The following is a 24092-nucleotide window of genomic DNA, read 5'->3' as shown; positions in this document are numbered from 1 at the left end:
GTTGCGGCTGTTTGCCCGCTACGCGCGCGGGCCCTGCGTCTTGATGTTCAACTGACCCGCAAGGCCGGCCTCGCGGTGTACAGAGATCGCCTGATATTCCGGATTAGCCACCATTTGCTGAAAAGCGGCGAGCGAGGGATATTCGGCGAGCGCGACCATATCCCATAGCTCCTCAACGTCGCCCAGCATCAGCCCAGTCACCCGCCCCGCATAACCCGGCACACCACCAACCGCTTCGATATGGGCCCGCACGGCCATGCCATAGCGCATATAGGCCTCAAAACCGCTGAGATGCGCGTCACGGCCGTCAGCATAATCGGCCTTTGGCTTGAACTTCAGCAGGTTGATCATCGTGAACGGGCCATTTTCCGCCGCACCGAAGAACGCAGCGGCCTGCTCGGGTGAGGGGATGACGGCGTTGATGACCTGCATGGATGGCTCCTTGGCTGCCTCTATTGGCAGTTAAAGTGCCATTATATGCCTAAATCGTCAATCCGATCCTTCAGCCAACGGGATCGGCGCCATCACCGCGATATTTGATCTCCAGGAACCGCCCGCGCGTGGCGAGGTGATCAAGGTCACCTTCCGCCAATTGCGTTGTCATTTCGCCGATTTCATTTTCGATCAGCCGAAGCCCGTCGAGCAGCTGGGCATCGGGCGTCTTGCCATTGCGTTCGACGCGACGCAGCTCGGGTGGGACTCGCGTATAGCCCTTGATGAACTCCGGCAGCTGCTCGCCGACCAGTTTGCGGACCTCGGCGGCGGCGGGTTCGTCCTCGCCAAGCATGGCGAGTTGTGGGCCCAGCGTGTCCAGCCGAAGCCCGATCTGATCGATCAGCGTGATGGCGGGGGCCGGCAATGCAGGCCGCTGGGTATCCAGCCACCGTTCGGTTTGTTGGGGCAGTGCTTTAAGCGACACCTCGCGCAGTTTTTCAGGCGTTGGCAGCGGGGTGGCAGGGAAAACCGCAAGCGCAACCGTCGTGGCCATCATCAGCCCCATCACCGCCACCGCGCCAAGCAGCCCGATCGGGCCGATCGCCAGCGCAAAGATGATCGTCGCCAGCAGGATTGCCCCGTCAGCGATCGCAATACGAGCGACGCGCGTGCCGATATCGTTGGGACCATGGCGCCGCCGTTCGCTTCGCCGGGAACGCGCATCGACGCGGTTGATCAATTCCGCCGATCGCGCGATCTGACGGTCGATATCGGTCATTTCACACCGACTCCAGCTTGAACGCGTCGGTCGCCGGGCCGCTCAGCGAAGCCTGGGCCTGGCCCTCGGCGCGGGCGATATAGCCCTTTGATTTTTCGACCTCGACGCCGAGCGACGTCACCGTCGTTTTCATGCTGTCGAGCGCCTTCAGCTTGAAGCTGTCGATCGCGTCCATTGTGTCATAAATATTCTGGAAGGCGCGCTGCAGCGTTTCCAGCGGGATCGTCGAGGCCGCCGCTTGTTCATGGATCGTCGCGGTTTGGCTTTTGAGCAGCTTGCCGGTTGAATCGATGATGTTGGCGGTGGTGCTGTTGAGCGAAGTGATCTGTTCGAGCACCAGCCGCTGGTTGGTCAGCGCCTGCGCCACCGTTACTGCGGTGCGCAGCGCGGCCACCGTGGTGGTGCTGGCGCGATCGACGCCCTTGACCAGCTCGACATTGTTTTTCTTGACCAGATCAAGCGCAAGATAGCCCTGCACCGTCACCGCCATTTGCGTCAGTAGGTCCTGGGTGCGTTGACGGACATAGAACAACGCGGTCTCGCGGATCGCCTTGGCCTTGGCGGGATCGGTGTGGTCGAGTTCGTTGGCCTTGTCTTCAAGCCGGGTGTCCATCGTCTGGGCAAGCACGATCATCTGTTCGAGCCGACCCATCGACGTCCACAGATTGGCGCGCTCCACATCGATCGCGGCATTGTCCATCAGCAGCTCGTCTTTGCCCGAGCCGAGCGACTTCAGGATCGAGGAGATATGGCCCTGCGATGATTTATAGCCGTCGAAATAATCGCGCATCTTGTTGCCGAACGGAATGATGCCGAAAATCTTCTTGGGCGCCAAAAGGCTGCCCTTTTTGCCGGGATCGAGATCCTCGATCGTGCGGCGCAGTTCGGCCAGATCGGCGCCGACACCCGATTCCTGGTCCATTGCCTTGACGGGCCGGTCGAGGAAGCGGTTTGATTGCCCCGCGGCATCGCGGATTTCCTTCTGCCCCATTGCGCTGATCGCATCGACGCGCTTGCCGAATTCGGGCGAATTGACATCCTGCGCGACCAGATCGTCGACAAAACTGTCGACCTTGGCCTGAAGCTGGGTGCGCTTTTCATCATCCACAGGCACGAGCCCGACGGCGCGTTCGGGTGCCACCACGGGCACCGGATCAGGCGGAGTCAGCACCAGGGTATTGGTCGCGGTTTCGGTCGTGGTCGCCATTCATTCCTCCAGCGCGCGGGGCTCAGCATAAATGCCGCTGATCGCCGCCGCGTTCAAGTGTAGCATTCATGTAATACGCTCATTATCATCCGCAAGTCGAGCGGCGATCACCGCGCTCAGCATGAGCTGCAATTGATGATAGAGCATTAAGGGCAGGATGACTGCCCCCGCGACGGCGGGCGGGAAAAGAATCCGCGCCATCGGCGCGCCGGTCGCCAAGCTTTTATGTGCGCCCGAAAACAGCATCGTCGCGCGGTCGGCAGGGTCCAGCCGCATCGCTGCGCCCAGCCACCAGGCCGCCGCAAAGGCAAGCAGCAGCAACGCCAGGACAACCAGCGCGAGCGCGCCGAGTTCCGCCGCGCTTACCCGCTGCCACAGCCCCTGGGTGGCGGCATCGGAAAAGGCGACATACACGGCGAGCACGATTGTCAGCTTATCCATCATCCCAGCGATTTTGACGTGGCGCTGCACGGTGGGCAGCACGCGGGTGCGCAGCAACTGGCCAAGCGCGAAGGGGAGCAACAGCAGCAGCGCGATTCTGCCGACACCCGATAGCGATACCGCGCCAAAGGCCGTGCTGGCGATTGCTGCGAACAGCAACGGTGTCAGCACTACCCCGATCAGATTTGATGCCGCTGCTGCGATCACGGCGGCGGCAATATTGCCCCGCGCGATGGATGCATAGGCGATCGATGATTGCACCGTTGTCGGCAATACGCCCAGAAAGATGAGCCCCATCAGCAATTCAGGCGACATCCAGCCGGCCAGCGCGTGGCTGATCGCCAGCGTGGCGGCGGGCAGGGCGAGATAGCCAAAGGCCAGGATCGCTGCCTGCAGCCGCCAGCGTTTCGCCCCGTCTATCACCGCCTGGGGGCTAAGCCGTGCACCGTGCAGAAAGAACAGCAAAAAGATGGCGGCATTGGATACCCAGCCAACCACCGTCAGCGCGGTGCCGCTCGCAGGCAGCAGCGTGGCAAAGATCAATGTCGCCATCAGGATCATGATGAAGCGATCAGGAATTAGGCGGCGAAGCAGGGTCATGCCTTGGCCCTAGTCGATGACGGTTCGGCCGGCAAAAAAACTTGTCCTATGGTCAACTATACCCGAAATGGGGGGGTGATGTCGTGTCGCCGATAACCATTTACGTTGCTTTCATTATTTCTCTGCCATGTCGTGACGGGATGGCGGAGGCGACAATGAAGGGTGTGATTTTCAATCTTCTCGAAGAGGCTGTCGTCGATCAGTTCGGCGATGCCACCTGGGATGATCTGCTCGATGCCGCCGAGCTCGAAGGGGCCTACACCTCGCTGGGCAGCTACCCCGATAGCGAAATCATGGCGCTGGTGGCTGCCGCTTCGGAAAAGCTGGCGCTGTCACCGGCAGCGATCCTGCGCTGGTTCGGCAAAAGCGCTATACCGTCGCTGGCAATTCATTATCCTGACTTTTTTACATCGCCCGGCAATGTCCGTAATTTCTTGTTGAGCGTGAATACGATCATCCATCCCGAAGTGCGCAAGCTCTATTCGGGGGCGGGGTGCCCGCATTTCCAGTTCCAGGAAATGGGGACGGGTGAATTGATCTTAGGCTATTCCTCACCACGAAAGATGTGCGCCCTGGCCGAAGGCTTTATTGACGGGGCAGCTGATCATTTCGGGGAAAAGGTGACGGTTGCGCATCGTGGCTGCATGCATGATGGCAGCGCCGAATGCTCCCTGGTGGTCGAATGGGCGTCCTGAACCCCAGCGACTTTGTCAATTCAACGGGTGTCGACGAAGAGATCGTTCGGCTCCGCCGTCGCCTCGCCCGTGAACGCACCGCGCGGACGACGGCAGAGGGCATTGCCGAACGCGGTCTGCGTGCGCTGTATCTGTCGCAACAACGTATCGAGCTGCTCCACCGCATTGCGGCAAAGGCCAATGCGGCTGCCGATACGCGGGAAGCCTTATCCTATGCGATTGCAGAGATTTGCACGCATACCGGCTGGGCCTTTGGCCATGTGTATTTAGCCGATACCGCAAATCGTGACATGCTTGTCGCCCCGCAAATCTGGTTTGCCGAACGTCCCGAACCGCTTATGCCCTTCATCACCGAGACGCTCGAACGCAGCTTCGCGCGCGGTGTCGGGCTGCCAGGGCGCGTGCTTGATACGCGGATGCCGGAATGGTTGGTCGATCTTGGTAATGCCGACAATTTTTTGCGCCGTGACGTTGCCCGGCACTGCGGCCTGCATTCCGCCTTTGCCTTTCCGGTCTGCGTGCAGGACGAAGTCGTCGCCGTGATGGAATTTTTCGCGCGCGAGAATTTGGCAGAAGATGCCGAGTTTCTCGAGCTGATGGCGCAGATCGGTGTCCAGCTGGGCCGCGTGATCGAACGCGAGCGATTGACCGCCAAGCTCTATTTCGATGCGCTGCATGATTCCTTGACCGGTCTTCCCAATCGCGCGTTGTTTGCTGAACGTGTCTCGATCGCGCTTGAGCGGCGCCAACGACGTCCCGATTACGGCGTCGCCGTGCTGTTCCTCGATCTTGATGGCTTCAAGTTCATCAACGACAGCCTTGGTCACCAGATTGGCGACGAGGTGCTGGTGGCCACCGGGCGGCGTCTGTCTGATGTGTTAGAGGCGCAGGCGGCGGCAAAAATCAGGGAACACACCGATTGGCCAATGGTCACGCTCGCGCGGCTTGGCGGTGATGAATTCACGGTCGTGGTCGAGGATTTCGCCGATGAGGCGATCCCGCATGCGATTGCCAATGCGATGCTCGGCGCGCTGGCGGAGCCTCATCTGGTGGGCGGCAATGAAATTCACAGCGGAGGCAGCATCGGGCTGGCCTTTGCGCACCGGCTGAACGCGACCGCGCAGGATCTCCTGCGCAAAGCCGATACGGCGATGTACGAGGCCAAGGCGCGGGGGCGCGGCCAGGTTGCGGTGTTCGACAAGGTGTTGCGACAGCGCGCGCTGGTCAGGTTGCAAACCGAGAATGATCTGCGCGGCGCGCTGCGGCGCGATGAATTTCAGCTTTACTACCAGCCCATCGTCGAGCTGAAGACCGGGGCGATATCGGGCTTCGAGGCCTTGCTGCGCTGGCAGCGCCGACCCGATGAGCTTGTCGCCCCCGGCCATTTCATCGATATTGCCGAGGAAACCGGGCTTATCGTCACCATCGGCAGCTGGGTGCTGCGCGAAGCCTGTGAGGCGACTGCCCGTTGGCACCGCCGCTTCGCGCACCGTAAACCAGTAACGATGAGCATCAACGTGTCCCCGCGCCAGTTCCTCCAGCCCGGCTTCACGGCATTTGTTGCAGCGACGATTCGGGAGACGGGGATTAATCCTGCCACGATTTCGCTTGAGATCACCGAGGGGATCGCCATCGCCAACCCCGACCGCGCCGTTCGTATCATGACTGAATTGCGCGAGCTGGGCGTGAAAATGAGCCTTGATGATTTCGGTACGGGCTATTCCTCGCTCGGCCACCTTCATCGTTATCCTTTCAACACATTGAAGCTTGATCGCAGTTTCGTCTTGGGGCTGGGCGACGGCAGCGATCGCATCGGCACCGGGATCGTTCAGGCGGTGCTCGATCTGGCGTCAACCATGAACCTGTCGGTGATCGCCGAAGGGCTGGAAACCAACCGCCAGCGCCGCCATCTGCGCGGCATGGGGTGCGAATTTGGCCAGGGCTATTTCTATTCAAAGCCGGTCAACGCCGAATCCGCCGAATTGCTCCTCGTCAACACGCGGTAGCGCGTTTGCGGGTGCGCTCTTCCCGCGCCGCAACATTTACGCTATGCGCCCGGCGATCCTTTACCCCATAGATATATCAGGACACCTTATGAGCCTCCGCAACGTGGCGATCATCGCCCACGTCGATCACGGCAAGACAACGCTGGTCGATCAACTTTTCCGCCAGTCGGGCACCTTCCGTGACAACCAGCGCGTCGAAGAGCGTGCGATGGATTCCAACGACCTGGAAAAGGAGCGCGGGATCACGATTCTCGCCAAGTGCACCTCGATCGAGTGGGACGATCACCACGGTCACAAGACCCGTATTAACATCGTCGATACCCCAGGCCACGCCGATTTCGGCGGCGAAGTCGAGCGCATCCTGTCGATGGTCGATGGCGTGATCCTGCTGGTCGACGCGGCTGAAGGCGCGATGCCGCAGACCAAGTTCGTGACGGGCAAGGCACTGGCTTTGGGGCTCCGCCCGATCGTCGTCGTCAACAAGATCGATCGCAGCGATGCGCGCGCGCAGGAAGTGCTGGACGAAGTGTTTGACCTGTTCGTCAGCCTTGAGGCGAACGACGATCAGCTCGATTTCCCTGTGCTGTTTGCGAGCGGCCGCAACGGTTATGCGGGCGACAATCCTGATGTGCGCGAAGGCACGCTCGATCCGCTGTTCAACAAGATCGTCGAGCATGTCCCCGCCCCGTCGGCTGACCCGGATGGCCCGTTCAAGTTCCTCGTCACCCTGCTCGACCGCGATAACTTCCTTGGCCGCATCCTGACCGGCCTGGTGTTTTCGGGCTCGGTCAAGACCAACATGCCGATCCACGCGCTCGACCCCGACGGCAAGATCGTCGAGACCGGCCGCGCGTCGAAGATCATGGCGTTTCGCGGGCTTGAGCGGTTGCCAGTTGATGAGGCCAATGCGGGCGACATCATCAGCCTCGCCGGCCTGACCATCGCGACCGTCGCCAACACCATCTGCGACCCATCGGTCTCCGAGCCACTGCACGCGCAAGCGATCGATCCGCCGACGCTGTCGATGCGCTTTGCCGTTAACGATTCGCCGATGGCGGGCCGCGAAGGCACCAAGGTCACCAGCCGCATGATCCGTGACCGCCTGTTCCGCGAAGCCGAATCGAACGTCGCGATCAAGGTCACCGAGAGCGATGACCGCGATAGCTACGAAGTGGCAGGCCGCGGCGAATTGCAGCTCGGCGTGCTCATCGAAACGATGCGCCGTGAGGGTTTCGAACTCGGCATCAGCCGCCCGCGCGTGCTGTTCCAGGAAGACGAGAACGGCCAGAAGACTGAGCCGTACGAGACGGTCATCATCGACGTGGACGAAGAATATTCGGGCACGGTCGTCGAGAAGATGAACATCCGCAAAGCCGAGCTGACCGACATGCGCCCCTCGGGCGGTGGCAAGACGCGCATCACCTTCAGTGCACCGTCGCGCGGGATGATCGGCTATCATGGCGAATTCCTGTCCGATACGCGCGGCACCGGAATCATGAACCGGCTGTTTGAGAAATACGGCCCTCACAAGGGCAAGATTGAAGGCCGCAAGAACGGCGTGCTGATCTCCAACGGTTCGGGCGAGGCCAATGCCTATGCGCTCGGCCCCTTGGAAGAGCGCGGCGTCATGATGGTCGCGCCCGGCGAGGCGCTATATGAAGGCATGATCATCGGCGAGAATGCCAAGACGGACGACCTTGAGGTCAATCCGATGAAGGCCAAGGCGCTGACCAACTTCCGCGCTTCGGGCGGCAAGGACGACGCGATCCGCCTGACGCCGCCCTGGCGGCTGACGCTCGAACAGGCGATCGCCTATATCGATGACGACGAACTCGTTGAAGTCACGCCAAAATCGATCCGCCTGCGCAAGCGCTATCTCGACCCCAATGAGCGCAAGCGCGCGAGCCGGGCGAAGGCCGCTTAACGAACTGCAATCCTGGCCATGCCCCTCTCCCTAAGGGGGAGGGGCTTTGGCATTGGCGCATGATTTTTTAAGACCAACGCCGTTCGCCCTGGGCAATTCACATTGTCGATGGCAGCTCCAGCCATTCGGTGGCTTGGCACAATGATGCCGTGCCACGCGACCTAAGGACGGGTGACGCGCGCCCCGGACCGGGCTATCGCGTCAGGCGATGATCAACAAAGATGCCCTTGCCTTTGCTGTCGCTTCGGGCGGAATCTTCACCTATTCGGTGATGGATGCGTTGATGAAGGGACTTAGCATCACGAGCGGGGCCTATAGCGCGGTCTTGTGGCGATCACTGGTGGGGGTGATGTTACTGGGGGTGATCTTCGTCGCGCGGCGGCGGCCCTGGCCTAGCCTAGCAGCCTTCAAACTCCACGCGATGCGCGGCGGCACGGCCGGTATTTCGGTTTTGCTGTTTTTTTGGGGGTTGGTGCGCGTGCCGATGGCGCAAGGCGTCGCGCTGACATTCCTCGCGCCGTTGATCGCGCTGTATTTTGCAGCGGCACTGCTCGGAGAGACGATCCGGCGCACTGCGATTTTGGGATCAATCGTCGCCAGCTTTGGCGTGCTCGCAATTGCCGCCGGAGAAGTGCAGGCCCAGGCATCGACTGAGCATGTTCTGGGCTCTGTCGCGATCTTCGCCGCCTCGATCTTTTATGCCTATAGCCTAATTCTCTTGCGTCAGCAGGCGCAAGTCGCCGATCCGCTTGAGGTCGCGCTGTTCACCAGCGTTGTGCTGAGCGGCTTATTGCTGATCGGTGCCCCTTGGTTCGCCACGATGCCTGCGATTGAGCAACTGCCGGCAATTGGTATGGCGGCGGTTTTGGGCTCTGTTTCGGCAATGGCGCTCGCCTGGGCCTATGGCCGAGCGGAGGCGCAGGTGCTTGCGCCTGTCGAATATACCGCCTTTATCTGGGCGGCGATCCTTGGTTTTGTGTGTTTTGGCGAACAGGTCTCGCTGTTTACTGTTGCCGGGACAGTGTTGATCATTGCCGGTTGCCTGGTCGCTATTCGTGGACCAGCTGCAGCCGCCCCCCAAACGGAAGCTGCCGCATGACGCTAATGATCCGCCCAGCCGAGCCCAAGGATGTGCCAACCGTCCTCCACTTCGTTCGGGAACTGGCCGACTATGAGAACGCGATCGAAAAGGTCGTGGCGACGGAGACTTTGCTTCACGAAGCGATGTTTTCCGCGACCCCAGCCGCGGAAGCGCTGATTGCCGAAAATGACGGCAGTCCTGTGGGATTGGCACTGTTTTTCCACAATTTTTCGACCTGGACGGGGTGGCGCGGCCTTTATCTGGAAGATTTGTACGTCACACCCGCCGCACGTGGCCACGGGGTCGGCAAAGCGTTGCTCAAGCACCTGGCTGCACTCGCTGTAGAGCGAGGCTGCACGCGGTTTGAATGGCAGGTGCTGACCTGGAACACCCCGGCGATTGATTTCTACCAGGCAATGGGTGCTGAATTGATGGAGGAATGGCGCACCTGCCGTGTATCGGGCGAGGCGCTGACTCGGTTAGCCGCGAAGGATTGATCGAGATGCTCGTGATCCGCCGCGCGACGCGAGATGATGTACCCGAAATTCGTCGCCTCCTCTTGGCCTTTGGGCGGCATTGGCAGCGTGAGGAGTGGGTTTCTGGATCGCAGGCGGCGCTCGACACGGCGTTGTTCGGGCCGGATCATCGAGGCTTCGCTCATATCGCTGAGCTGGACGGCGAGGTTGTCGGGATGGCGCTTTGGTTTTTGACCTTCAATTTCTGGCTGACCGAGCCAGTGCTGTTCCTGGAGGATCTTTACGTCGACGAACCAGCGCGCGGCAGCGGCGCTGGCGAAGCATTGCTGCGCGCGCTTGCCGCAGAAGCGCTTGATCGCGGCTGTGCGTGGATGGACTGGATCGTGCAAACCGACAACGACGCCACCAAGCGCTTTTATGCGCGACATGGCGGCACCCACAATGCCGACTTTGATTTGTGGCGGATGGAAGGTGATCAACTGCGGGCATTGGCCGAGCGCGGCTGATGGCGGTTGATGCTGGCCTGATTGAGTGGATCGACGAGGCGCTTGCCCCCATTGGCCAGCTCAGCAAGCGCGCGATGATGGGCGGCGCGACGCTCTATCTGGATGGCATCATTTTTGCGATCGTTGCCGACGATCAGCTCTGGTTCAAGGCAGATGCGGAAAGCGATGCGGTTTGGGATGCGGCGGGTTGCCCGCGCTTCACCTTTAGCATGGGGGAGGGGCGCGAAGGGTCGATGAATTATCGCCGTGCGCCCGACGATGTCTATGACGATCCCGATTCGATGCGGGAATGGGCCGCGCTCGGCATTGCTGCGGGGCAGCGGGCACCGGCCCGCAAACCCCGCCGCAAAGGTTAGCCTGACGCTTTTTCGGCCGCGGCGCGCTCAATCGCTTCAATTACGATCTGTCGCGCCTCGTCGGCGCCGCCCCATTTGCCGACCCGAACCCATTTCTTGGGCTCCAAATCTTTGTAATGGGTGAAAAAATGTTCGATTTGCTGCATCACAATCTCGGGCAGATCATGATGTTCATCGACATTGGCATAATAAGGAAAGGTCGCGTCCACGGGCACCGTCAGCAGCTTTTCGTCGCCGCCGGCTTCGTCTTCTAGGAACAGCACCGCGATTGGCCGCACGCGGACCACGCAGCCCGGAATGAAGGGCGAGCGCGCCACGACCAGCGCGTCGAGCGGATCGCCATCGGGGGACAGCGTGTGCGGAATGAATCCATAATTGGCCGGATAGCGCATTGGCGTGTGCAGGATGCGATCGACAAAGAGTGCGCCTGATTTCTTGTCGAATTCATATTTCACCGGTTCGCCGCCGACCGGCACCTCAATAATGACGTTGAGGCTGTTGGGCGGATCATCGCCGACCGGGATCATGTCGATTCGCATAACGTCTAACTCTTCCTACTTGGCTGCCAAAAGCCGATCGAGGCCACCCTCTCCGGTGCCGATTTTCTCGAGCCGCGGGTATCGCAAACCACCATGATAGTCGATTGGCGTTTCACTGATGCGATCGCCATTTTTGGTCAGCAGGATAATCGGCGCGTCACTCGTTTTGGCGGCGGTGATCGCTTCCTTCAGTTTTTCAGGCGAATAGGTCAGGCCGTTTACAGCGGTGATCGAATCGCTGACGCTTAGCCCCGCCTTGAAGGCCATACTGTCCCAGATAACGCTGGTGATCTGCCCATCCTTGCCAATCACCAGACCAAGCGAATAGCTGAGATCGGTGTTCTTGCGATCCTTTTCATTGGCCTTGAAATAGCCGGTCGGGGATTCGGTATAGATCAGCTTATAGCCATTGGCCGCAAATCCGGCGGTCGGTGCCGGTGCGCCGGTCTCGGTGGTCCGGCGGGTGAGGAACCCCTTCCAGTCATAGGGGGAAATGGCGTTCAGCGTGGCGACGACATCGTCGAGCGTGTAGGTCACTTCGCCCCAATCGCCGTCATTAATGCCAAAAAAAGCGCGCGCGAAATCGTCGATCGATTTTTTGCCCCGCGTCTGCTGACGGAGCATGGAATCGACTTCCATCCAGATCAGCAGCCCTTCATTGTAATAATCCTCGGCGCGTTGCCAGCTGGTCCAGCCCTTGGGGCGTCGCGCCGCGATGGTCGGATCGTTGGTGGTATCGACCAGGGGCCGCCATTGCCGCGCAGGCGCGGTATCGAGCCCAGCCAGAATCAGCGCATAGCTATCAAGCGTATCCTGCTTGCTGACCAGACCGGCCCGCGCTTGCAGCACATGGCCCCAGAATTGCGTCTGGCCTTCATACACCCACAACAGGCTGCCGCGCATCGGCATGCGAAAATCAGGCGTCCACAAATCCGCGCCGCGACGGAATTTGCCGTTCCAGCTATGGGCAAATTCATGGGGGAGCAGATCGCGGGAGGGCGTGCTGTTTTCCCAGTCGGTAAAATAGCCCAACTTCACGCCATCTTCGGAGGAACGGTGATGTTCGAGCCCGATTCCGCCGAGTTCGTCGGAGATCGTGAACAGGAAATGATAGCTATCATAATGTTGCGCCCCAAAGACCTTCACCGCCTGATCGACCATGTTCCGGTGCGCCTGAACCTGCGCTTCACTGGCGACGAGTTGCGCTGGCGCATCGGCAAAGGCATCGATCACGACGCGCGGTGACAGATCGAATTTCTTGTAATAGCGCCCGGCCACAACGGGTGAATCGACCAGCACTTCATAATTGGTCTTTTCATAGCGATAGACCGACCCCGCGACGGTCGCTTTCAGCGCTGAAGCAGCCGTCCAGCCCGCTGGATAGGTGACATTTGCCTCAACCGGGATCTGGCGGGTGAAATAGCCCGCCGGATAAAGCGACATCGAATTCCATTGCAGGCTGATCAGATTGGGCGTCATCACCACACGGCCCTGATTGCCAGCGGTCGCCGACAGAAATTGCAGATCAATGTCGAGCGCGTCCGCTCCGGCCGGCACATCGACATGAAAGGCAAACATATCGACCGGGTCGCGCGTCCAGGCGACCGGCTGGCCGCCTGCATTGATCTTCAGCCCGGCGAGCTTTTCTAGCTGGCCAGATGGCCGGTGATTGCCCGGCAGCCACTGGGGAAACAGCAGCACCATCGGCCCGGCCTTGTCGACCGGAATGTGCTGCTTGACGCGAAAAACCCCTTGCTTGGTATCGGTCGCGTCGATCGCCAGCGTAATCGTCCCCGGATAGGGAATGTCGCGCGCCGCCGGGATCGTGTCGACGATCGGCACCGGCTGCGGCTTGGAATTTTCGGCAAGCGCTGCGGTGGAGGCAAGCAACATCGCGGTAAGGGAAAGCAAGCGGATCATCAGTGAAACCTTGGTGCGGATGGAAATCACAGGCGGGCCGACGTTAAAGCAGCGCCTGTCGCCAGCGTCCACCCCCTCAACCGCCGCCCAATACGTTGATCGAAAAGGCGAGCACGCCGATGTTGAAGATAAAGGCAGCCAGGCAATGCGCTGTGACATGGCCGCGCATCGACGTTCGTGTGATTTCCACGTCCGATGTTTGGAAGGTCATGCCGAGCGTGAAGCTGAAATAGGCGAAGTCCCAGTAATTGGGCTCCGCACAGCCGGGAAAGCGCAGCCCGCCCTTGTCGTTGCCCTTGTCGTCGTGGGTGTAGAAAAGATTGGCATAATGCAGCGCCCAGATCGTGTTCGAGAACAGCCAGGACAGCACCAGCGTAGCCACCACCAAAGCGACCGTGATCGTGCTCTTCATCGACGGCATTTCGCTGGCAACCGATGCCAGAATGACAAGCATCACGACCAGGCTGATCGCCAACAATACGGCGCGATTGGCATCATTGTTCCGGGCGTGGATGCGCATCTCGCTCGCTTTGCTGTCGAGCAGCGGCACGACCACGACCAGGAACAATCCAGCGGCGATATCAAACGCCGTCATCATGCCCAGCGCCGGCCCCAGTATTGGGATTAGGGCCGCCAACCCGATCGCCAGCGCCGCGCAGAACAGCAGAAACCGGGGCGGCACAATGCGCTGACGGTGGATGGTTTCGGGCTGATCATTCATCGCTTGGTGCTAGCCCAAGCGCGACACAGGATACATCCCCCCAGATTGATGCCCAAATCGATGCCCGGATTGATGACAGTCTGGTGCTTACCTACAGTATTTGGCCCAGGGCTGATCATATGTTGCGCTGGGTGCCGCGCACAGTTTGGTTGAATTACCAATTTCGTCGCGCAGCCGCTGGCATTTGGCGTTCCGCTCGCTTAGACACCGCCGATTAATGGCCAAGACAGCAACGCCCAACCGCATTCGCGGCACTCAGGACATCTTCGGCGACGACCAACGGCGCTTTGCGCATGTGGTCGAAGCCTTTGAGCGCGTTCGAAAACTCTATTGTTTTCAGCGGGTCGAACTGCCGGTGTTTGAGGCCACCGGCGTGTTTGCGCGCTCGCTGGGCGAAACGACCGATGTCGTCTCAAAAGAGATGTACACCTTTGAGGATCGCGGTGGTGATTCGATCACGCTGCGCCCCGAATTCACCGCCGGCATCGCGCGCGCTTTCCTGACCGAGGGCTGGCAGCAATATACGCCGCTGAAGATCGTTACCCACGGGCCATTGTTCCGGTACGAGCGCCCGCAAAAGGGGCGGTATCGGCAATTCCACCAGATTGATGCGGAGATCATCGGCGCGGATGAGCCTGCCGCCGATGTCGAATTGCTGGTGTTCGCCGATCAGCTGATCCGTGAGCTGGGGATATCGGACGGGGTGACGCTGCAGCTCAACACGCTGGGCGATACCGAAACGCGCGAGGCGTGGCGCGCGGCGCTGATCGCCCATTTCGAGGCACATCGCGGCGACCTTTCAGAGGACAGCCTGGCGCGGCTCGACAAAAACCCGATGCGGATTTTGGATTCGAAGGACCCGCGCGACCGCCCGATCGCCGACAGCGCGCCGGGGATCGATGCGTATCTGACGAGCGAGGCGGGCGCGTTTTTTGAGAGCGTGACCAAGGGGCTCGACGCGGCTGGTGTCGCTTGGACGCGCAACGACACGCTAGTGCGCGGGCTGGACTATTACCGCCACACCGCGTTCGAATTCGTCACTGACCGGTTGGGCGCTCAAGGGACCGTGCTTGGCGGTGGCCGCTATGACGGGCTGATCGAGAGTTTGGGCGGAAACCCGACGGCAGGCGTTGGCTGGGCGGCGGGGATTGAGCGGCTTGCGATGTTGGTGGATGAGCCGACTGTGGAAGCACCGCTGGCAATCGTGGCCGACAAGCCTGAGTTTGTAGCCGAAGCTTGGTCAATTGCGGCTCGCCTACGGAGGCACGGGATCGCCACAACAATGGCTTATCGTGGCAACGCTAAGCGAGGCTCCGAGTTAGCTAGGAAGAGCGGCGCTTCTGGTATTTTGTACGTTCGATCGCCGAAAGTCCTAACCGGAGCCGATATCCACCTGACCTATTTCGGACAGGACGACGCTGGTCTTTGGTCTACAGCTTACGCCGTCAGTCAGGCTCTTGGCGTTGATGGCTTTTATCGCGGCACGACGCGATGACCATCATCTCCCCCGAACGCATTGCGCAGATTGCCGCGCGCCGGGATGAGCTCCAGGCGTTGATGGCGACGGGTGATTTGCCGTCCGACCGCTTCGTTGCGGTGTCGAAGGAATATGCCGAACTTGAGCCTGTCGTGAAAGCGGCGTGCGAGGTGCGGCGGTTGCGGGCTGAGCTGGAGGTGCTGGCCGGGCTTGCCGAAGCGCCCGATAGTGACGGCGATATTCGCGAAATGGCACGCGACGAAATCGCCGACATCAAAGCACGCCTGCCCGAAGCCGAACGGCATCTGGCGCTGGCGCTGTTGCCGCGCGATGCGGCCGATGAGCGCGCGGCGATGCTGGAAATTCGTGCGGGCACGGGCGGCGATGAGGCAGCGTTGTTCGCGGGCGATCTGTTTCGCATGTATCAGCGTTATGCCGACACGCATGGCTGGCGCGTGGAGCTGATCTCAGCCAGCCCGGCTGAGCTTGGCGGCTATAAGGAAGTGATCGCCAGCGTGAACGGACAGGGCGTGTTTGCGCGGATGAAGTTCGAAAGCGGCGTCCACCGGGTCCAGCGTGTGCCAGCGACTGAGGCGGGCGGGCGCATCCACACCTCTGCCGCGACGGTTGCGGTTTTGCCCGAGGCGGAGGAGGTCGACGTCAAGATCGACGACAAGGATCTGCGGATCGACATCTACCGCTCGTCGGGGCCGGGCGGGCAATCCGTCAACACCACCGATAGCGCGGTGCGGATCGTCCATATCCCGACCGGGCTGACTGTGATCCAGCAGGACGAAAAATCGCAGCACAAGAACAAGGCCAAGGCGATGAAGGTGCTGCGCACCCGGCTGTATGAGGCTGAGCGCGAGCGGCTGCATGCTGAGCGGGCGGGCGCGCGCAAATCCATGGTTGGTTCGGGCGATCGATCGGAACGCATCCGCACTTATAATTACCCGCAAGGGCGGGTGACCGATCACCGGATCAACCTGACGCTGCACCGCCTGCCGGAAATCCTGCAGGGCGACATGGACGATTTGATCGGCGCGCTGATCGCCGAGGATGAAGCGGAGCGGCTAGCGACGCTGGATGCGTAGGGCGGTCAAGGGAAAGGCGATGCTTACGCGAAGGTGCGAGGCGACGAAGAAAAAAGATTTGTTCGCGCGGAGACGCGGAGACGCGGAGAAGATAAGAACAAGCGCGGTAGCGCTTCATCATACATTGGCTATGTCTCCTGAACGTCACCGCATTCGCTGCATCTCCGCGCCTCCGCGCAAACCAACCTACTTCCCTTTCTCTGCGCCGATGCGCTTTTGCGTGAATCAATGATGAAATCCACGCGCCAAGCCCTTGCGTCGGCTACCGCCGACTTCGCCACCGTCAGTGAAACGCCGCGGCTCGACGCCGAACTCTTGATGGCGCACGCCCTGGGCACCACCCGCGAAGACCTGCTGCTCCGCCGCCTCGACGATCCCGCACCGCCGGCATTCCAAGCCCTGCTCGCCCGGCGCCTTACCCATGAGCCGGTTGCCTATATCACCGGCACCCGCGCTTTCTGGACGATCGATCTGGTCGTGGGGCCTGGCGCGCTGGTGCCGCGTGCGGACAGCGAAACGCTGATCGAGGCGGCACTTGAGCATTTTGGGGCCACTGGCCCGGCGACGATCCTTGATCTTGGCACGGGGCCGGGCACGCTGTTGCTGGCGGCGCTTGATCAATGGCCGGGCGCGACAGGGCTGGGTGTGGATTGTTCGGCGGAGGCGCTGACAATGGCAGCCGACAATGCGCGCCGCCTAGGCCTGGCGGACCGCGCGGTTTTGCAGCCGGGCGACTGGTTCCAGTCTGGTGACTGGGTGGCGGCGATCAACCAGCGGTTCGATCTGGTGCTGGCCAACCCGCCCTATATCGGCACGGGTGAGCTGCTGCCGCCCGAGGTGCAGGCGCATGAACCGGCCGGGGCGCTATTCGCTGGGGCCGATGGACTGGACGCTTACCGGGTGATCATCCCCGCCTTGCCGCGGTTGCTAGAGCCAGGCGGAATCGCCGTCATCGAGATTGGCCACACCCAAGCCGATGCCGTGACGGCGCTGGCCGGGGCGGTAGGGCTGGCCGCGCGGGTGGCGTATGACCTTGGCGGGCGGCCGCGCGCCATCATTCTTTCCTGATCAGCAAAGGAAACGTCACATAATTCTGCTTGGAGAAAGCAACTTCTCCCGCTATTGACAGAGCAGGGGCACGCGTTTTCAACCTAACTTGTTGAAAACGGGCAGTTGCCCGGTTCCCATGCATCCGCATCTACGGAGCGACGCCGGTTTTGAATTTAAGGCACGAGGACAACAGGACTTGATCAACAATCGTCAAGCCGGCCGCCGTCGCGGTCGCGGTGGGCAACGCTCACAAGGTGGTGGCAATCCGGGGCGCGGGCCCGAAAGTGGCAATCGCATCGACAATCGCGCGCGCGGTAATGCGGCGCAGTTGCTTGAAAAATACAAGACGCTGGCGCGCGATGCCCAAATGCAGGGCGACCGCGTCAACACCGAATATTATCTGCAATTTGCTGATCATTATTTCCGCGTACTCGCCGAAACCCGCTCCCGCTTTGAAGAAAGCCAGCCACGCCGCAACGCGAACGACCAGTTCGATGATGGCGATGATGAGGATTTCGACGGCAATAGCGACAGCATGGCCGATGATCGGGTCGATCCCTATCAGGCCGATCGCGGTAATGATCGTGGGGATCGCGGCGATCGCAACGGCAACCGTGATGGCGATCGTAACGGCAATCGGGAAGCGGGCAATCGCGACGCCGTTGGTCGTGAGGGCGGTAATCGTGAGGGCGGTAATCGCGAGAACGGCAACCGTGATGCGGGCAACCGCGCCAATGGCCGGGATCAGAATCGCGATCAGAACCGGGATGCTGGTCCGCGGGAGGGCTATGCCCGGCGCGACAATAGCCCCCGCGATCCTAATCCCCGCGATAGCACGCCCCGCGATAATGGTGCCGAGCGTCAGCCGCGCCGCTATCAGGCCGATATCGTCGCCGAGCCTGTACCGCAGATTGATCAGGCGGCGGCCGCACCGGTTGAAGCTGAAGCCGATCGTCCGCGTCGGGGTCGGCCGCGCCGCACGCCGGTTGCCGCTGATGCCGCCCCACGTGGTAGCGATGAAGGCGGCTTCGATGCTGATCGTCTGCCGCCGTCGCTGAGTGTATCGGCGGTGATCGCCGATGATGATGCGCCTGCCGCCGAGGAAAAGCCGCGTCGTCGTCGCCGCGTTGCAACCAGCGAGACCAGCGCCGCCGAATAATCACCGACATCTCCGGCGGCGCAAAACCGCGCCGCCGGGGCGATATAGGTGGTTGACCGCAGGACTCACGCGCCTAGCATGTCTTTTGTCTGAAAAGGACGGGAGACGGATGATGCGGTGGTTGGTCTTGACGACGCTAACGCTGCTTCCGGTTGCGAGTAGCGCCCAGACCGCGCCCGAGAAATCGGCGCAGGGCGATGTCGCGGTCACCATTTACAGCAATGACGTGGCGCTGGTGCAGGATACGCGCCAGCTGAACTTGCCCGCGGGCGTATCGCGCCAGGACTTTGCCGATGTGTCGACGCAAATCCGCCCCGCGACCGTGCGGCTGAGTGCGGCGGGCACGACGATCGTCGAACAAAATTACGATTATGATCTGCTGAGCCCGTCGGCCTTGATGGAAAAGGCGGTCGGGCAGGTGATAACGATCGTCCGCACCAATCCGGCGACGGGGGCGGAGACGCGCGAGCAGGCCAGGGTGCTTGCGTCCAATGGTGGCGTCGTGCTGCAGATCGGCAACCGGATCGAGATATTGCGCGATGATGGCCTGCCGGTGCGGGTGGTGTTCGATTCGCTGCCGCCCAATCTGCGCGCGCGGCCAACGCTGTCGGTGACGCTCGATACGCAGGCGGCGGGGACGCGCCCGGTAACGATCAGCTATTTGACCGGCGGCTTTAACTGGAGCGCGGATTATGTTGCGCTGTTTGATGAGGCGAAGAGCGTCATCGATGTGCAGGGCTGGGTGACGCTGCAGAATAATGGCGGCACGCGCTTTACCAATGCCGATACCGTGCTGGTGGCGGGCAACCCCGGCAGCGATAATCGCGGGCGGAGCAGCTATGCGCCGGGCACCCGCGCCGGCACCGAAACGGCGGACCGCGCGCGGCTGGGGGATTTCTATCTCTATCCACTTGGCGCGCGGACCACGCTTGCGGCGAACCAGCAAAAGCAGGTCAGCTTTCTGAGCGTCAACGCGGTGCCGGCGCGCAAAATCTATGCTTACCGCAATGATTGGCAGCAGGGGCAGAACGACCCGCAGAGCGTCGATACCGTGCTGAGCTTCTCAAGTGCAAAATCGGGCGGGTTGGGCGATGCGCTGCCGGCGGGCACGGTGCGGGTCTATGTCCGCGATGCCAAGGGCCAGCCGCAGTTCATCGGCGAGAACAGCATCGGCCACACGCCGATGGGATCGACGCTGGCGATCAAGACCGGCGAGGCGTTTGACGTCAAGGTCAAGCCGACGGTCGAAAAGCGCGAGAAGATCCTGAGCGACGAATGGGAGCGCACCGGCAAATACCGCATCACCCGCGATGGCGGCACGCCGCGCGTGATCGAGATCGAGCGCAGCGTGACTTATTACCGCACGACGATGAGCTACCGCGTCACCAATGCCCGGCCTGAGGCGGTGACGGTGGATGTGACGCAGGCGGGGCTCGATAGCTATTGGCACGATACGCGCGTGCCTGTGGAGAGCCTGCCCGGCGAACAGCGCTCGCTTGATGAGCGGGTGTGGCATGTGCCGGTGCCCGCCAATGGCGAGACGGTGCTGACCGTTTCCATCGACACCCGGTATTGACTGGCATGCGCGGGCTGTTGGCCCTCGCTGCCTTGATCGTGTCGGCGGGGACGGTGCCCGCCGCCGCGCAACAGCTCGTGACGTCGGCCGGGCCCGAGAAAGTGTCGGTGACCGTGTATCGCGCGCCTTATCGCGATGCGGATGAGGCGATCGATCGCAGCAGTCCCGATGGCTATGCGCTGATCACTGAAACGCGCACGGTGACGCTGCCGGCCGGGCGGACGACGATCCGGTTCGAGGGCGTCGCGGGCAATATCTTTCCCGAGAGCGCGATCATCGCCGGGCTGGCACAGGGTGTGCGCGAGAAAAATCTCGATGCCGATCTGCTGTCGGCGCGCAGTCTGTACGATCGTGCGCTTGGTCGCCGCGTCATCATCCGCCGCACCAACAAGGTGAGCGGCAAGGTTAGCGAAGAACAGGCGACGATTCGCTCGGGTGTGGGCGGCGCGGCGGTTGTACAGACGGGTGGCGGGGTGGAGGCGCTGCGCTGCAGTGGGCTGCCAGAAACGATCCTTTACGAGGGCGTGCCCGAAGGGCTGTCGGCCAAGCCGACGCTATCGATCGAAGTCGACAGCGTTGTGGCGAGCACATCGACGATCACGTTGTCGTATCTCGCTGGCGGATTTGACTGGCAGGCCGATTATGTCATCCGCCTGGCGCCGGGCGGCGCGCGCGCCGATATCTTCGCCTGGGTGACGCTGGCATCAAGCGACGTGACGAGCTTTGCACAGGCGGGCACCCAAGTGATCGCGGGCAAACCGAACCGCGAATCGACGCCTAGCTTTGGTGATTTCGGGTCGGGGTCGCTCAGCTTGAAATGCTGGCCGACCGCGGGCGCGCGCCGGGTGCGTTATGCGTTCGCCCCACCGCCGCCACCGCCGCCGCCCGCTCCCGCCATGATGGCGATGGCAGAGCGCGCTAGCGAAGACATCATTGTGTCGGGCACGCGCAAGGTCGCGCAGGAGGAGCTGGGCGACTTCAAGCTCTATCGTATCGCTGACCCCGTCACCGTCGCATCGAGGGCGCAAAAGCAGGTCGGCCTGCTCTCGAAGGAGTCCGTGCAAGTCGCGATCGTCTATGCAAGCGATGTCGATGCCTATGATGTCGATGACCCCATCATGACGATTCGCGCGAAGAATCGGCGCGAGGCTGGGCTCGGCCTGCCACTTCCCGCCGGCCGCGCGGCGGTGTTCGAGGCGGTGGGCGGGCGCCCCATCCTGGTTGGCGAAAGCGCCACCGATGACAAGGCGATTGGCGAGGATATCGAGTTCAAGCTGGGACAAAGCCCGAGTGTAACCGCCGATACCGACGAGGTAATCCGCAAGGGACGCAGAGTGGGTTACCGGCTGACCGTCACCAACGCCAATCCCTGGCCGATCGCCTATGAGGCGAAGTTCGCCCCCACCGACGGGCGGATGACCGCATCGGCCACACTCGGCAGGCGGGATGGCAAGGCGCTCTGGGCGGTCAGCGTGCCGGCCAATGGCACTGCGACACTCGATTACACCATCCGCCAGAACCGCTAGAGCGCGGTTCGGAAAGCTGGCCTCAGATCAAACCGATAAAGACTTAGTCGATATCCTTGACGCGTTCGTCATGCCCGCTGCCCGAGCTGAGGAACACCAGCCCCATCAGGGCGGCCGCCAGCATCACCGTGCCGCCAAAGCCCCCAATCGCGGCGGCAATCGCCACCCAGGACAAGGGCCCATAGACGAAATCGAGCAGCAAAACCGCGCCGCCCACGATGACGACGGTGGCGAGCGCCATCCAGCGCATGATCATTCGGTAGCGCGCCCAAGCAAAGGCGGCATAATCGGGATCGTCGAGTCCGGGGGGTAAATGTTGCATCGCTTTCAATTGGCCTGAAAACGTGGGAGTCTCAACCCCAGACAGACTCGCCCAAGCGAGCGCTCGGTAGAGAGGACACAGACATGACGATTGCAGCGATTCTGGGAAACAAGGGCCGTGAAGTCATTTCGGTCACCGCGCATCAAAGCGTGATGGAGGCAGCAAGTCTGCTGGCGCAACGCCGAGTCGGTGCCGTGCCGGTGATGGACGGGCCCAGCGTTGTCGGCATCTTTTCGGAGCGCGACGTGATCCACGCGCTCGAAAGCCACGGCGCGGACGCGCTGACGCGCAAGGTCGGCGATGTGATGACCGCACCTGCCATCACCGTTAGCTCCGGCGATTCGGTGATGGGCGCGCTGTCGCTGATGACGCGGCGGCGCATCCGGCATTTGCCGGTGATCGAGGCCGGGCGAATCATCGGCGTCGTTTCGATCGGTGATCTCGTCAAATACCGAATCGACAGAATCGAGGCTGATGCGGCCGCCATGCGCGATTACATTCAGACTGCCTGAGTAATTGGCGTTTAGACGGCGGCGGGGAGGGGCTGTCGGCGGACGATCGTCACGATCTCTCCGATCAGCCCTTTGGCAAACACGCCGAGCCAGCCGACATAGACGATCGACCCGGTTGCCACCAAAATGATCAGCCGCAAGGCAACCGGTAGCGGTGGCAGGGCAGCGGCGATCATCGCGACAACCAGCCCCATGCCGAGCGCGGCCATCATCGGCGGCATGATCGAACCCAGCAGCGCGCGGGCCGACACGCCGATCACTGGCAGCGACCGCCATAGGCTGATGCTGAGATAGACGGGATAGGCGACCAGCCATGACGTGGCGAGGCCAATCACGCCCCAGTTGATGCCGACCAGATAGGCGATGGTGAGCAACACCGCGCCGGTTGCGCCATTTTGCACGCTGATCCCCGGTCTTCCTTTGGCATCGCAGGCGGGGGGGAGCAGCACTTGCAATGTCAGCAGCGGCATCGCGCAGGCAAGCAGGCGAACGATCGGTACTGCTTCTGCCCATTTGGCACCAAGCATTGTCAGCACCAGCGGTTCGGCCGTCACGGCGAGCCCGACATAAAAGGGCAGCGCCGCCGTCATGATAACGCGGATACTGCGCGCAAACGCATTAGCGACGGCTTCGCTGTCATGCTGGAGCCGGGCATAGGCTGAAAAGGCGACCTCATTCAGCGGGGGCACCACTTTCGACACGAAGATCTGGGTGAGGAACAGGCTGGTGGTGTAGATGCCCAGCCAATGCGGGTCGAGGCTGCGGCCAGCGATGAACACGTCGGCCTGGCTTTCGACGAACCAGAAGAGCTGGCCGATCGCCATCAGCCCGCCATAGCGCGCAAGATGCCCTGCGCCGCGAAAATCGAACACTGGCCAGATAAACGATCGTGCCACCACCGTCATCCCGATGGCGCGCACCATGAACATCACCAGCGGGGCGACCACCAAGGTCCACACCCCCATGCCCGCGAGCGCGCCGCCCAGCGCCGCACTCGCACTGGCGATCGACGCATAGATGTTGACCTTGGCCTGCGCCCGGAAATCCATGGAGCGCGAGAGCAGCGCATAAGCGAGCGCCATGAACGGCGTGGTCAGATAGAGCAGCGCCTGGACCTGCAACATCTGCCCGACAATTGGCTGACGATAATAGTCCGCCGCTACGGGGGCGAGCAGCAGCTGCACCGTGGCGAGCACGGCGTTGACGATCAGCATCATGCCGAACAGCTGGCGAATCTGGCGTTCGGTCACGTCGCTCTGCTGGATCAATCCGCTCGCCAGCCCATAGCCGTTGAGCATGTTGAGAAACAGAATCACCACCTGCGTCATGGCGAACAAGCCGTAATCAGCGGGGGCGAGGATGCGAATCACCAGGAAAGTCGCGCCCCATTGCACCAGCTGCGCGATGATCTGGCTGCCCGAACGCCAGATAATGGCGTTTCGCACCTGATCGGCGAGCGAGTCCGACTCGCGATTCTCGGTCAAATGCAGCGATTCCATGGTTGCAGGCTATGCACCCAAGGACCTTTCGGACCGGTAAACTCCAGCATTTCTGCGGGCTACAGCCCTGTTTGTAAGAAAATTGCAAAAACCCGTTGACGGCTGTTGGAGCCCCCCATATAAGCCACTCCACCGCAGCGACGAACCACACGGTTCGCTTCTGCAGTCACCAAATCTTCGGCGCTAGCCCGC

General features: G+C 61.6%; 23 protein-coding genes. 14 read left to right on the top strand and 9 right to left on the bottom strand.

Annotated elements, in window-relative coordinates; genetic code table 11:
- Positions 1 to 18: 18 nt before the first annotated feature.
- From B7Y43_RS14020 to B7Y43_RS14005, 4 genes are all read right to left on the bottom strand, one after another.
- Positions 19 to 432 (bottom strand): DUF1330 domain-containing protein, encoded by a 414-nt coding sequence (locus B7Y43_RS14020; RefSeq protein ID WP_374132288.1) that lies wholly within the window; start codon positions 430 to 432, stop codon positions 19 to 21.
- 70 nt (positions 433 to 502) lie between these two features.
- Positions 503 to 1213, bottom strand: a complete 711-nt coding sequence (locus tag B7Y43_RS14015) for a hypothetical protein (protein WP_374132287.1) — start codon at positions 1211 to 1213, stop codon at positions 503 to 505.
- Position 1214: 1 nt separating this feature from the next.
- Complete coding sequence (locus B7Y43_RS14010) at positions 1215 to 2420, bottom strand: toxic anion resistance protein (RefSeq protein WP_374132286.1); 1206 nt, start codon at positions 2418 to 2420, stop codon at positions 1215 to 1217.
- Positions 2421 to 2486: 66 nt separating this feature from the next.
- Positions 2487 to 3461 carry a bile acid:sodium symporter family protein gene (locus B7Y43_RS14005; protein ID WP_374132285.1) on the bottom strand — a complete coding sequence of 325 codons (975 nt, stop codon included), beginning with the start codon at positions 3459 to 3461 and terminating at the stop codon, positions 2487 to 2489.
- Between the two features lie 155 nt (positions 3462 to 3616).
- Between B7Y43_RS14005 and B7Y43_RS14000 the strand changes: the two genes are divergently transcribed.
- The 7 genes from B7Y43_RS14000 to B7Y43_RS13970 all read left to right on the top strand — a co-directional run bounded on the left by B7Y43_RS14000 (position 3617) and on the right by B7Y43_RS13970 (position 10505).
- Positions 3617 to 4156, top strand: a complete 540-nt coding sequence (locus B7Y43_RS14000; protein WP_374132284.1) for a heme NO-binding domain-containing protein — start codon at positions 3617 to 3619, stop codon at positions 4154 to 4156.
- Positions 4144 to 6162: a putative bifunctional diguanylate cyclase/phosphodiesterase gene (locus B7Y43_RS13995; RefSeq protein ID WP_374132283.1), complete on the top strand. Its 2019-nt coding sequence runs from the start codon at positions 4144 to 4146 to the stop codon at positions 6160 to 6162. Before B7Y43_RS14000 ends, B7Y43_RS13995 begins: the two co-directional genes overlap by 13 nt.
- 88 nt (positions 6163 to 6250) lie before the next feature.
- Positions 6251 to 8086, top strand: coding sequence for a GTP-binding protein TypA (gene typA, locus B7Y43_RS13990; protein ID WP_374132282.1), 1836 nt, complete (start codon positions 6251 to 6253; stop codon positions 8084 to 8086).
- A 208-nt stretch (positions 8087 to 8294) separates the two neighbouring features.
- The gene (locus B7Y43_RS13985; RefSeq protein WP_374132281.1) at positions 8295 to 9185 is read left to right on the top strand and encodes a DMT family transporter; all 891 of its coding nucleotides are present in this window, start codon (positions 8295 to 8297) and stop codon (positions 9183 to 9185) included.
- Positions 9182 to 9664: a GNAT family N-acetyltransferase gene (locus B7Y43_RS13980; RefSeq protein WP_374132280.1), complete on the top strand. Its 483-nt coding sequence runs from the start codon at positions 9182 to 9184 to the stop codon at positions 9662 to 9664. Before B7Y43_RS13985 ends, B7Y43_RS13980 begins: the two co-directional genes overlap by 4 nt.
- 5 nt (positions 9665 to 9669) lie before the next feature.
- Entirely contained in the window at positions 9670 to 10149 is a 480-nt protein-coding gene (locus tag B7Y43_RS13975; RefSeq protein ID WP_374132279.1) for an N-acetyltransferase family protein, read from the top strand.
- Positions 10149 to 10505, top strand: coding sequence for a TfoX/Sxy family protein (locus B7Y43_RS13970; RefSeq protein ID WP_374132278.1), 357 nt, complete (start codon positions 10149 to 10151; stop codon positions 10503 to 10505). The genes B7Y43_RS13975 and B7Y43_RS13970 overlap by 1 nt, the downstream gene beginning before the upstream one ends.
- Here B7Y43_RS13970 and ppa read toward each other — a convergent pair.
- From ppa to B7Y43_RS13955, 3 genes are all read right to left on the bottom strand, one after another.
- Positions 10502 to 11044, bottom strand: a complete 543-nt coding sequence (ppa, locus tag B7Y43_RS13965) for an inorganic diphosphatase (RefSeq protein WP_374132277.1) — start codon at positions 11042 to 11044, stop codon at positions 10502 to 10504. The two genes, B7Y43_RS13970 and ppa, sit on opposite strands and share 4 nt — an antisense overlap.
- A 15-nt stretch (positions 11045 to 11059) precedes the next feature.
- Positions 11060 to 12964, bottom strand: coding sequence for a M61 family metallopeptidase (locus B7Y43_RS13960; protein ID WP_374132276.1), 1905 nt, complete (start codon positions 12962 to 12964; stop codon positions 11060 to 11062).
- Between the two features lie 76 nt (positions 12965 to 13040).
- Positions 13041 to 13685, bottom strand: coding sequence for a DUF1345 domain-containing protein (locus B7Y43_RS13955; RefSeq protein WP_374132275.1), 645 nt, complete (start codon positions 13683 to 13685; stop codon positions 13041 to 13043).
- Between the two features lie 217 nt (positions 13686 to 13902).
- Between B7Y43_RS13955 and hisS the strand changes: the two genes are divergently transcribed.
- The 6 genes from hisS (at position 13903) to B7Y43_RS13925 (ending at position 21567) form a co-directional block, all read left to right on the top strand.
- A complete protein-coding gene (gene hisS, locus B7Y43_RS13950; RefSeq protein ID WP_374132274.1) occupies positions 13903 to 15180 on the top strand; it encodes a histidine--tRNA ligase in 1278 nt (425 codons plus the stop codon).
- Complete coding sequence (gene prfA, locus B7Y43_RS13945; protein ID WP_374132273.1) at positions 15177 to 16256, top strand: peptide chain release factor 1; 1080 nt, start codon at positions 15177 to 15179, stop codon at positions 16254 to 16256. The genes hisS and prfA overlap by 4 nt, the downstream gene beginning before the upstream one ends.
- Before the next feature lie 228 nt (positions 16257 to 16484).
- Positions 16485 to 17324: a HemK/PrmC family methyltransferase gene (gene prmC / locus B7Y43_RS13940; RefSeq protein WP_374132272.1), complete on the top strand. Its 840-nt coding sequence runs from the start codon at positions 16485 to 16487 to the stop codon at positions 17322 to 17324.
- Between the two features lie 178 nt (positions 17325 to 17502).
- Positions 17503 to 18465, top strand: a complete 963-nt coding sequence (locus B7Y43_RS13935; protein WP_374132271.1) for a DUF4167 domain-containing protein — start codon at positions 17503 to 17505, stop codon at positions 18463 to 18465.
- A gap of 109 nt (positions 18466 to 18574) precedes the next feature.
- Complete coding sequence (locus B7Y43_RS13930) at positions 18575 to 20041, top strand: DUF4139 domain-containing protein (protein ID WP_374132270.1); 1467 nt, start codon at positions 18575 to 18577, stop codon at positions 20039 to 20041.
- A gap of 5 nt (positions 20042 to 20046) precedes the next feature.
- Positions 20047 to 21567 (top strand): DUF4139 domain-containing protein, encoded by a 1521-nt coding sequence (locus B7Y43_RS13925; RefSeq protein WP_374132269.1) that lies wholly within the window; start codon positions 20047 to 20049, stop codon positions 21565 to 21567.
- A gap of 43 nt (positions 21568 to 21610) precedes the next feature.
- Here B7Y43_RS13925 and B7Y43_RS13920 read toward each other — a convergent pair whose 3' ends face one another.
- Positions 21611 to 21889, bottom strand: a complete 279-nt coding sequence (locus tag B7Y43_RS13920; protein WP_374132268.1) for a hypothetical protein — start codon at positions 21887 to 21889, stop codon at positions 21611 to 21613.
- Positions 21890 to 21972: 83 nt separating this feature from the next.
- Here B7Y43_RS13920 and B7Y43_RS13915 point away from each other — a divergent pair, with 83 nt between their 5' ends.
- Positions 21973 to 22401: a CBS domain-containing protein gene (locus B7Y43_RS13915; RefSeq protein ID WP_374132267.1), complete on the top strand. Its 429-nt coding sequence runs from the start codon at positions 21973 to 21975 to the stop codon at positions 22399 to 22401.
- Positions 22402 to 22412: 11 nt separating this feature from the next.
- Here B7Y43_RS13915 and B7Y43_RS13910 read toward each other — a convergent pair whose 3' ends face one another.
- Complete coding sequence (locus tag B7Y43_RS13910) at positions 22413 to 23900, bottom strand: lipopolysaccharide biosynthesis protein (protein ID WP_374132266.1); 1488 nt, start codon at positions 23898 to 23900, stop codon at positions 22413 to 22415.
- Positions 23901 to 24092 lie beyond the last annotated feature (192 nt).

Source organism: Sphingomonas sp. 28-62-20 (assembly GCF_002281505.1).
Note: the sequence above shows the minus strand (reverse complement) of the source record. Positions and strands in the feature narration are given on the sequence as shown.

Excerpts from the sequence above, each read along its gene's own strand:
- B7Y43_RS14005 (WP_374132285.1), bottom strand. The coding sequence starts at position 3,461 with ATGACCCTGCTTCGCCGCCTAATTCCTGATCGCTTCATCATGATCCTG.
- B7Y43_RS13995 (WP_374132283.1), top strand. The coding sequence starts at position 4,144 with ATGGGCGTCCTGAACCCCAGCGACTTTGTCAATTCAACGGGTGTCGAC.
- B7Y43_RS13975 (WP_374132279.1), top strand. The coding sequence starts at position 9,670 with ATGCTCGTGATCCGCCGCGCGACGCGAGATGATGTACCCGAAATTCGT.
- B7Y43_RS13915 (WP_374132267.1), top strand. The coding sequence starts at position 21,973 with ATGACGATTGCAGCGATTCTGGGAAACAAGGGCCGTGAAGTCATTTCG.
- B7Y43_RS13910 (WP_374132266.1), bottom strand. The coding sequence starts at position 23,900 with ATGGAATCGCTGCATTTGACCGAGAATCGCGAGTCGGACTCGCTCGCC.
- B7Y43_RS13985 (WP_374132281.1), top strand. The coding sequence starts at position 8,295 with ATGATCAACAAAGATGCCCTTGCCTTTGCTGTCGCTTCGGGCGGAATC.
- B7Y43_RS13925 (WP_374132269.1), top strand. The coding sequence starts at position 20,047 with ATGCGCGGGCTGTTGGCCCTCGCTGCCTTGATCGTGTCGGCGGGGACG.
- typA (WP_374132282.1), top strand. The coding sequence starts at position 6,251 with ATGAGCCTCCGCAACGTGGCGATCATCGCCCACGTCGATCACGGCAAG.
- prfA (WP_374132273.1), top strand. The coding sequence starts at position 15,177 with ATGACCATCATCTCCCCCGAACGCATTGCGCAGATTGCCGCGCGCCGG.
- ppa (WP_374132277.1), bottom strand. The coding sequence starts at position 11,044 with ATGCGAATCGACATGATCCCGGTCGGCGATGATCCGCCCAACAGCCTC.
- B7Y43_RS13970 (WP_374132278.1), top strand. The coding sequence starts at position 10,149 with ATGGCGGTTGATGCTGGCCTGATTGAGTGGATCGACGAGGCGCTTGCC.
- B7Y43_RS13930 (WP_374132270.1), top strand. The coding sequence starts at position 18,575 with ATGATGCGGTGGTTGGTCTTGACGACGCTAACGCTGCTTCCGGTTGCG.
- hisS (WP_374132274.1), top strand. The coding sequence starts at position 13,903 with ATGGCCAAGACAGCAACGCCCAACCGCATTCGCGGCACTCAGGACATC.
- B7Y43_RS13960 (WP_374132276.1), bottom strand. The coding sequence starts at position 12,964 with ATGATCCGCTTGCTTTCCCTTACCGCGATGTTGCTTGCCTCCACCGCA.
- B7Y43_RS14015 (WP_374132287.1), bottom strand. The coding sequence starts at position 1,213 with ATGACCGATATCGACCGTCAGATCGCGCGATCGGCGGAATTGATCAAC.
- prmC (WP_374132272.1), top strand. The coding sequence starts at position 16,485 with ATGATGAAATCCACGCGCCAAGCCCTTGCGTCGGCTACCGCCGACTTC.
- B7Y43_RS13955 (WP_374132275.1), bottom strand. The coding sequence starts at position 13,685 with ATGAATGATCAGCCCGAAACCATCCACCGTCAGCGCATTGTGCCGCCC.
- B7Y43_RS13920 (WP_374132268.1), bottom strand. The coding sequence starts at position 21,889 with ATGCAACATTTACCCCCCGGACTCGACGATCCCGATTATGCCGCCTTT.
- B7Y43_RS13980 (WP_374132280.1), top strand. The coding sequence starts at position 9,182 with ATGACGCTAATGATCCGCCCAGCCGAGCCCAAGGATGTGCCAACCGTC.
- B7Y43_RS14000 (WP_374132284.1), top strand. The coding sequence starts at position 3,617 with ATGAAGGGTGTGATTTTCAATCTTCTCGAAGAGGCTGTCGTCGATCAG.
- B7Y43_RS14010 (WP_374132286.1), bottom strand. The coding sequence starts at position 2,420 with ATGGCGACCACGACCGAAACCGCGACCAATACCCTGGTGCTGACTCCG.
- B7Y43_RS14020 (WP_374132288.1), bottom strand. The coding sequence starts at position 432 with ATGCAGGTCATCAACGCCGTCATCCCCTCACCCGAGCAGGCCGCTGCG.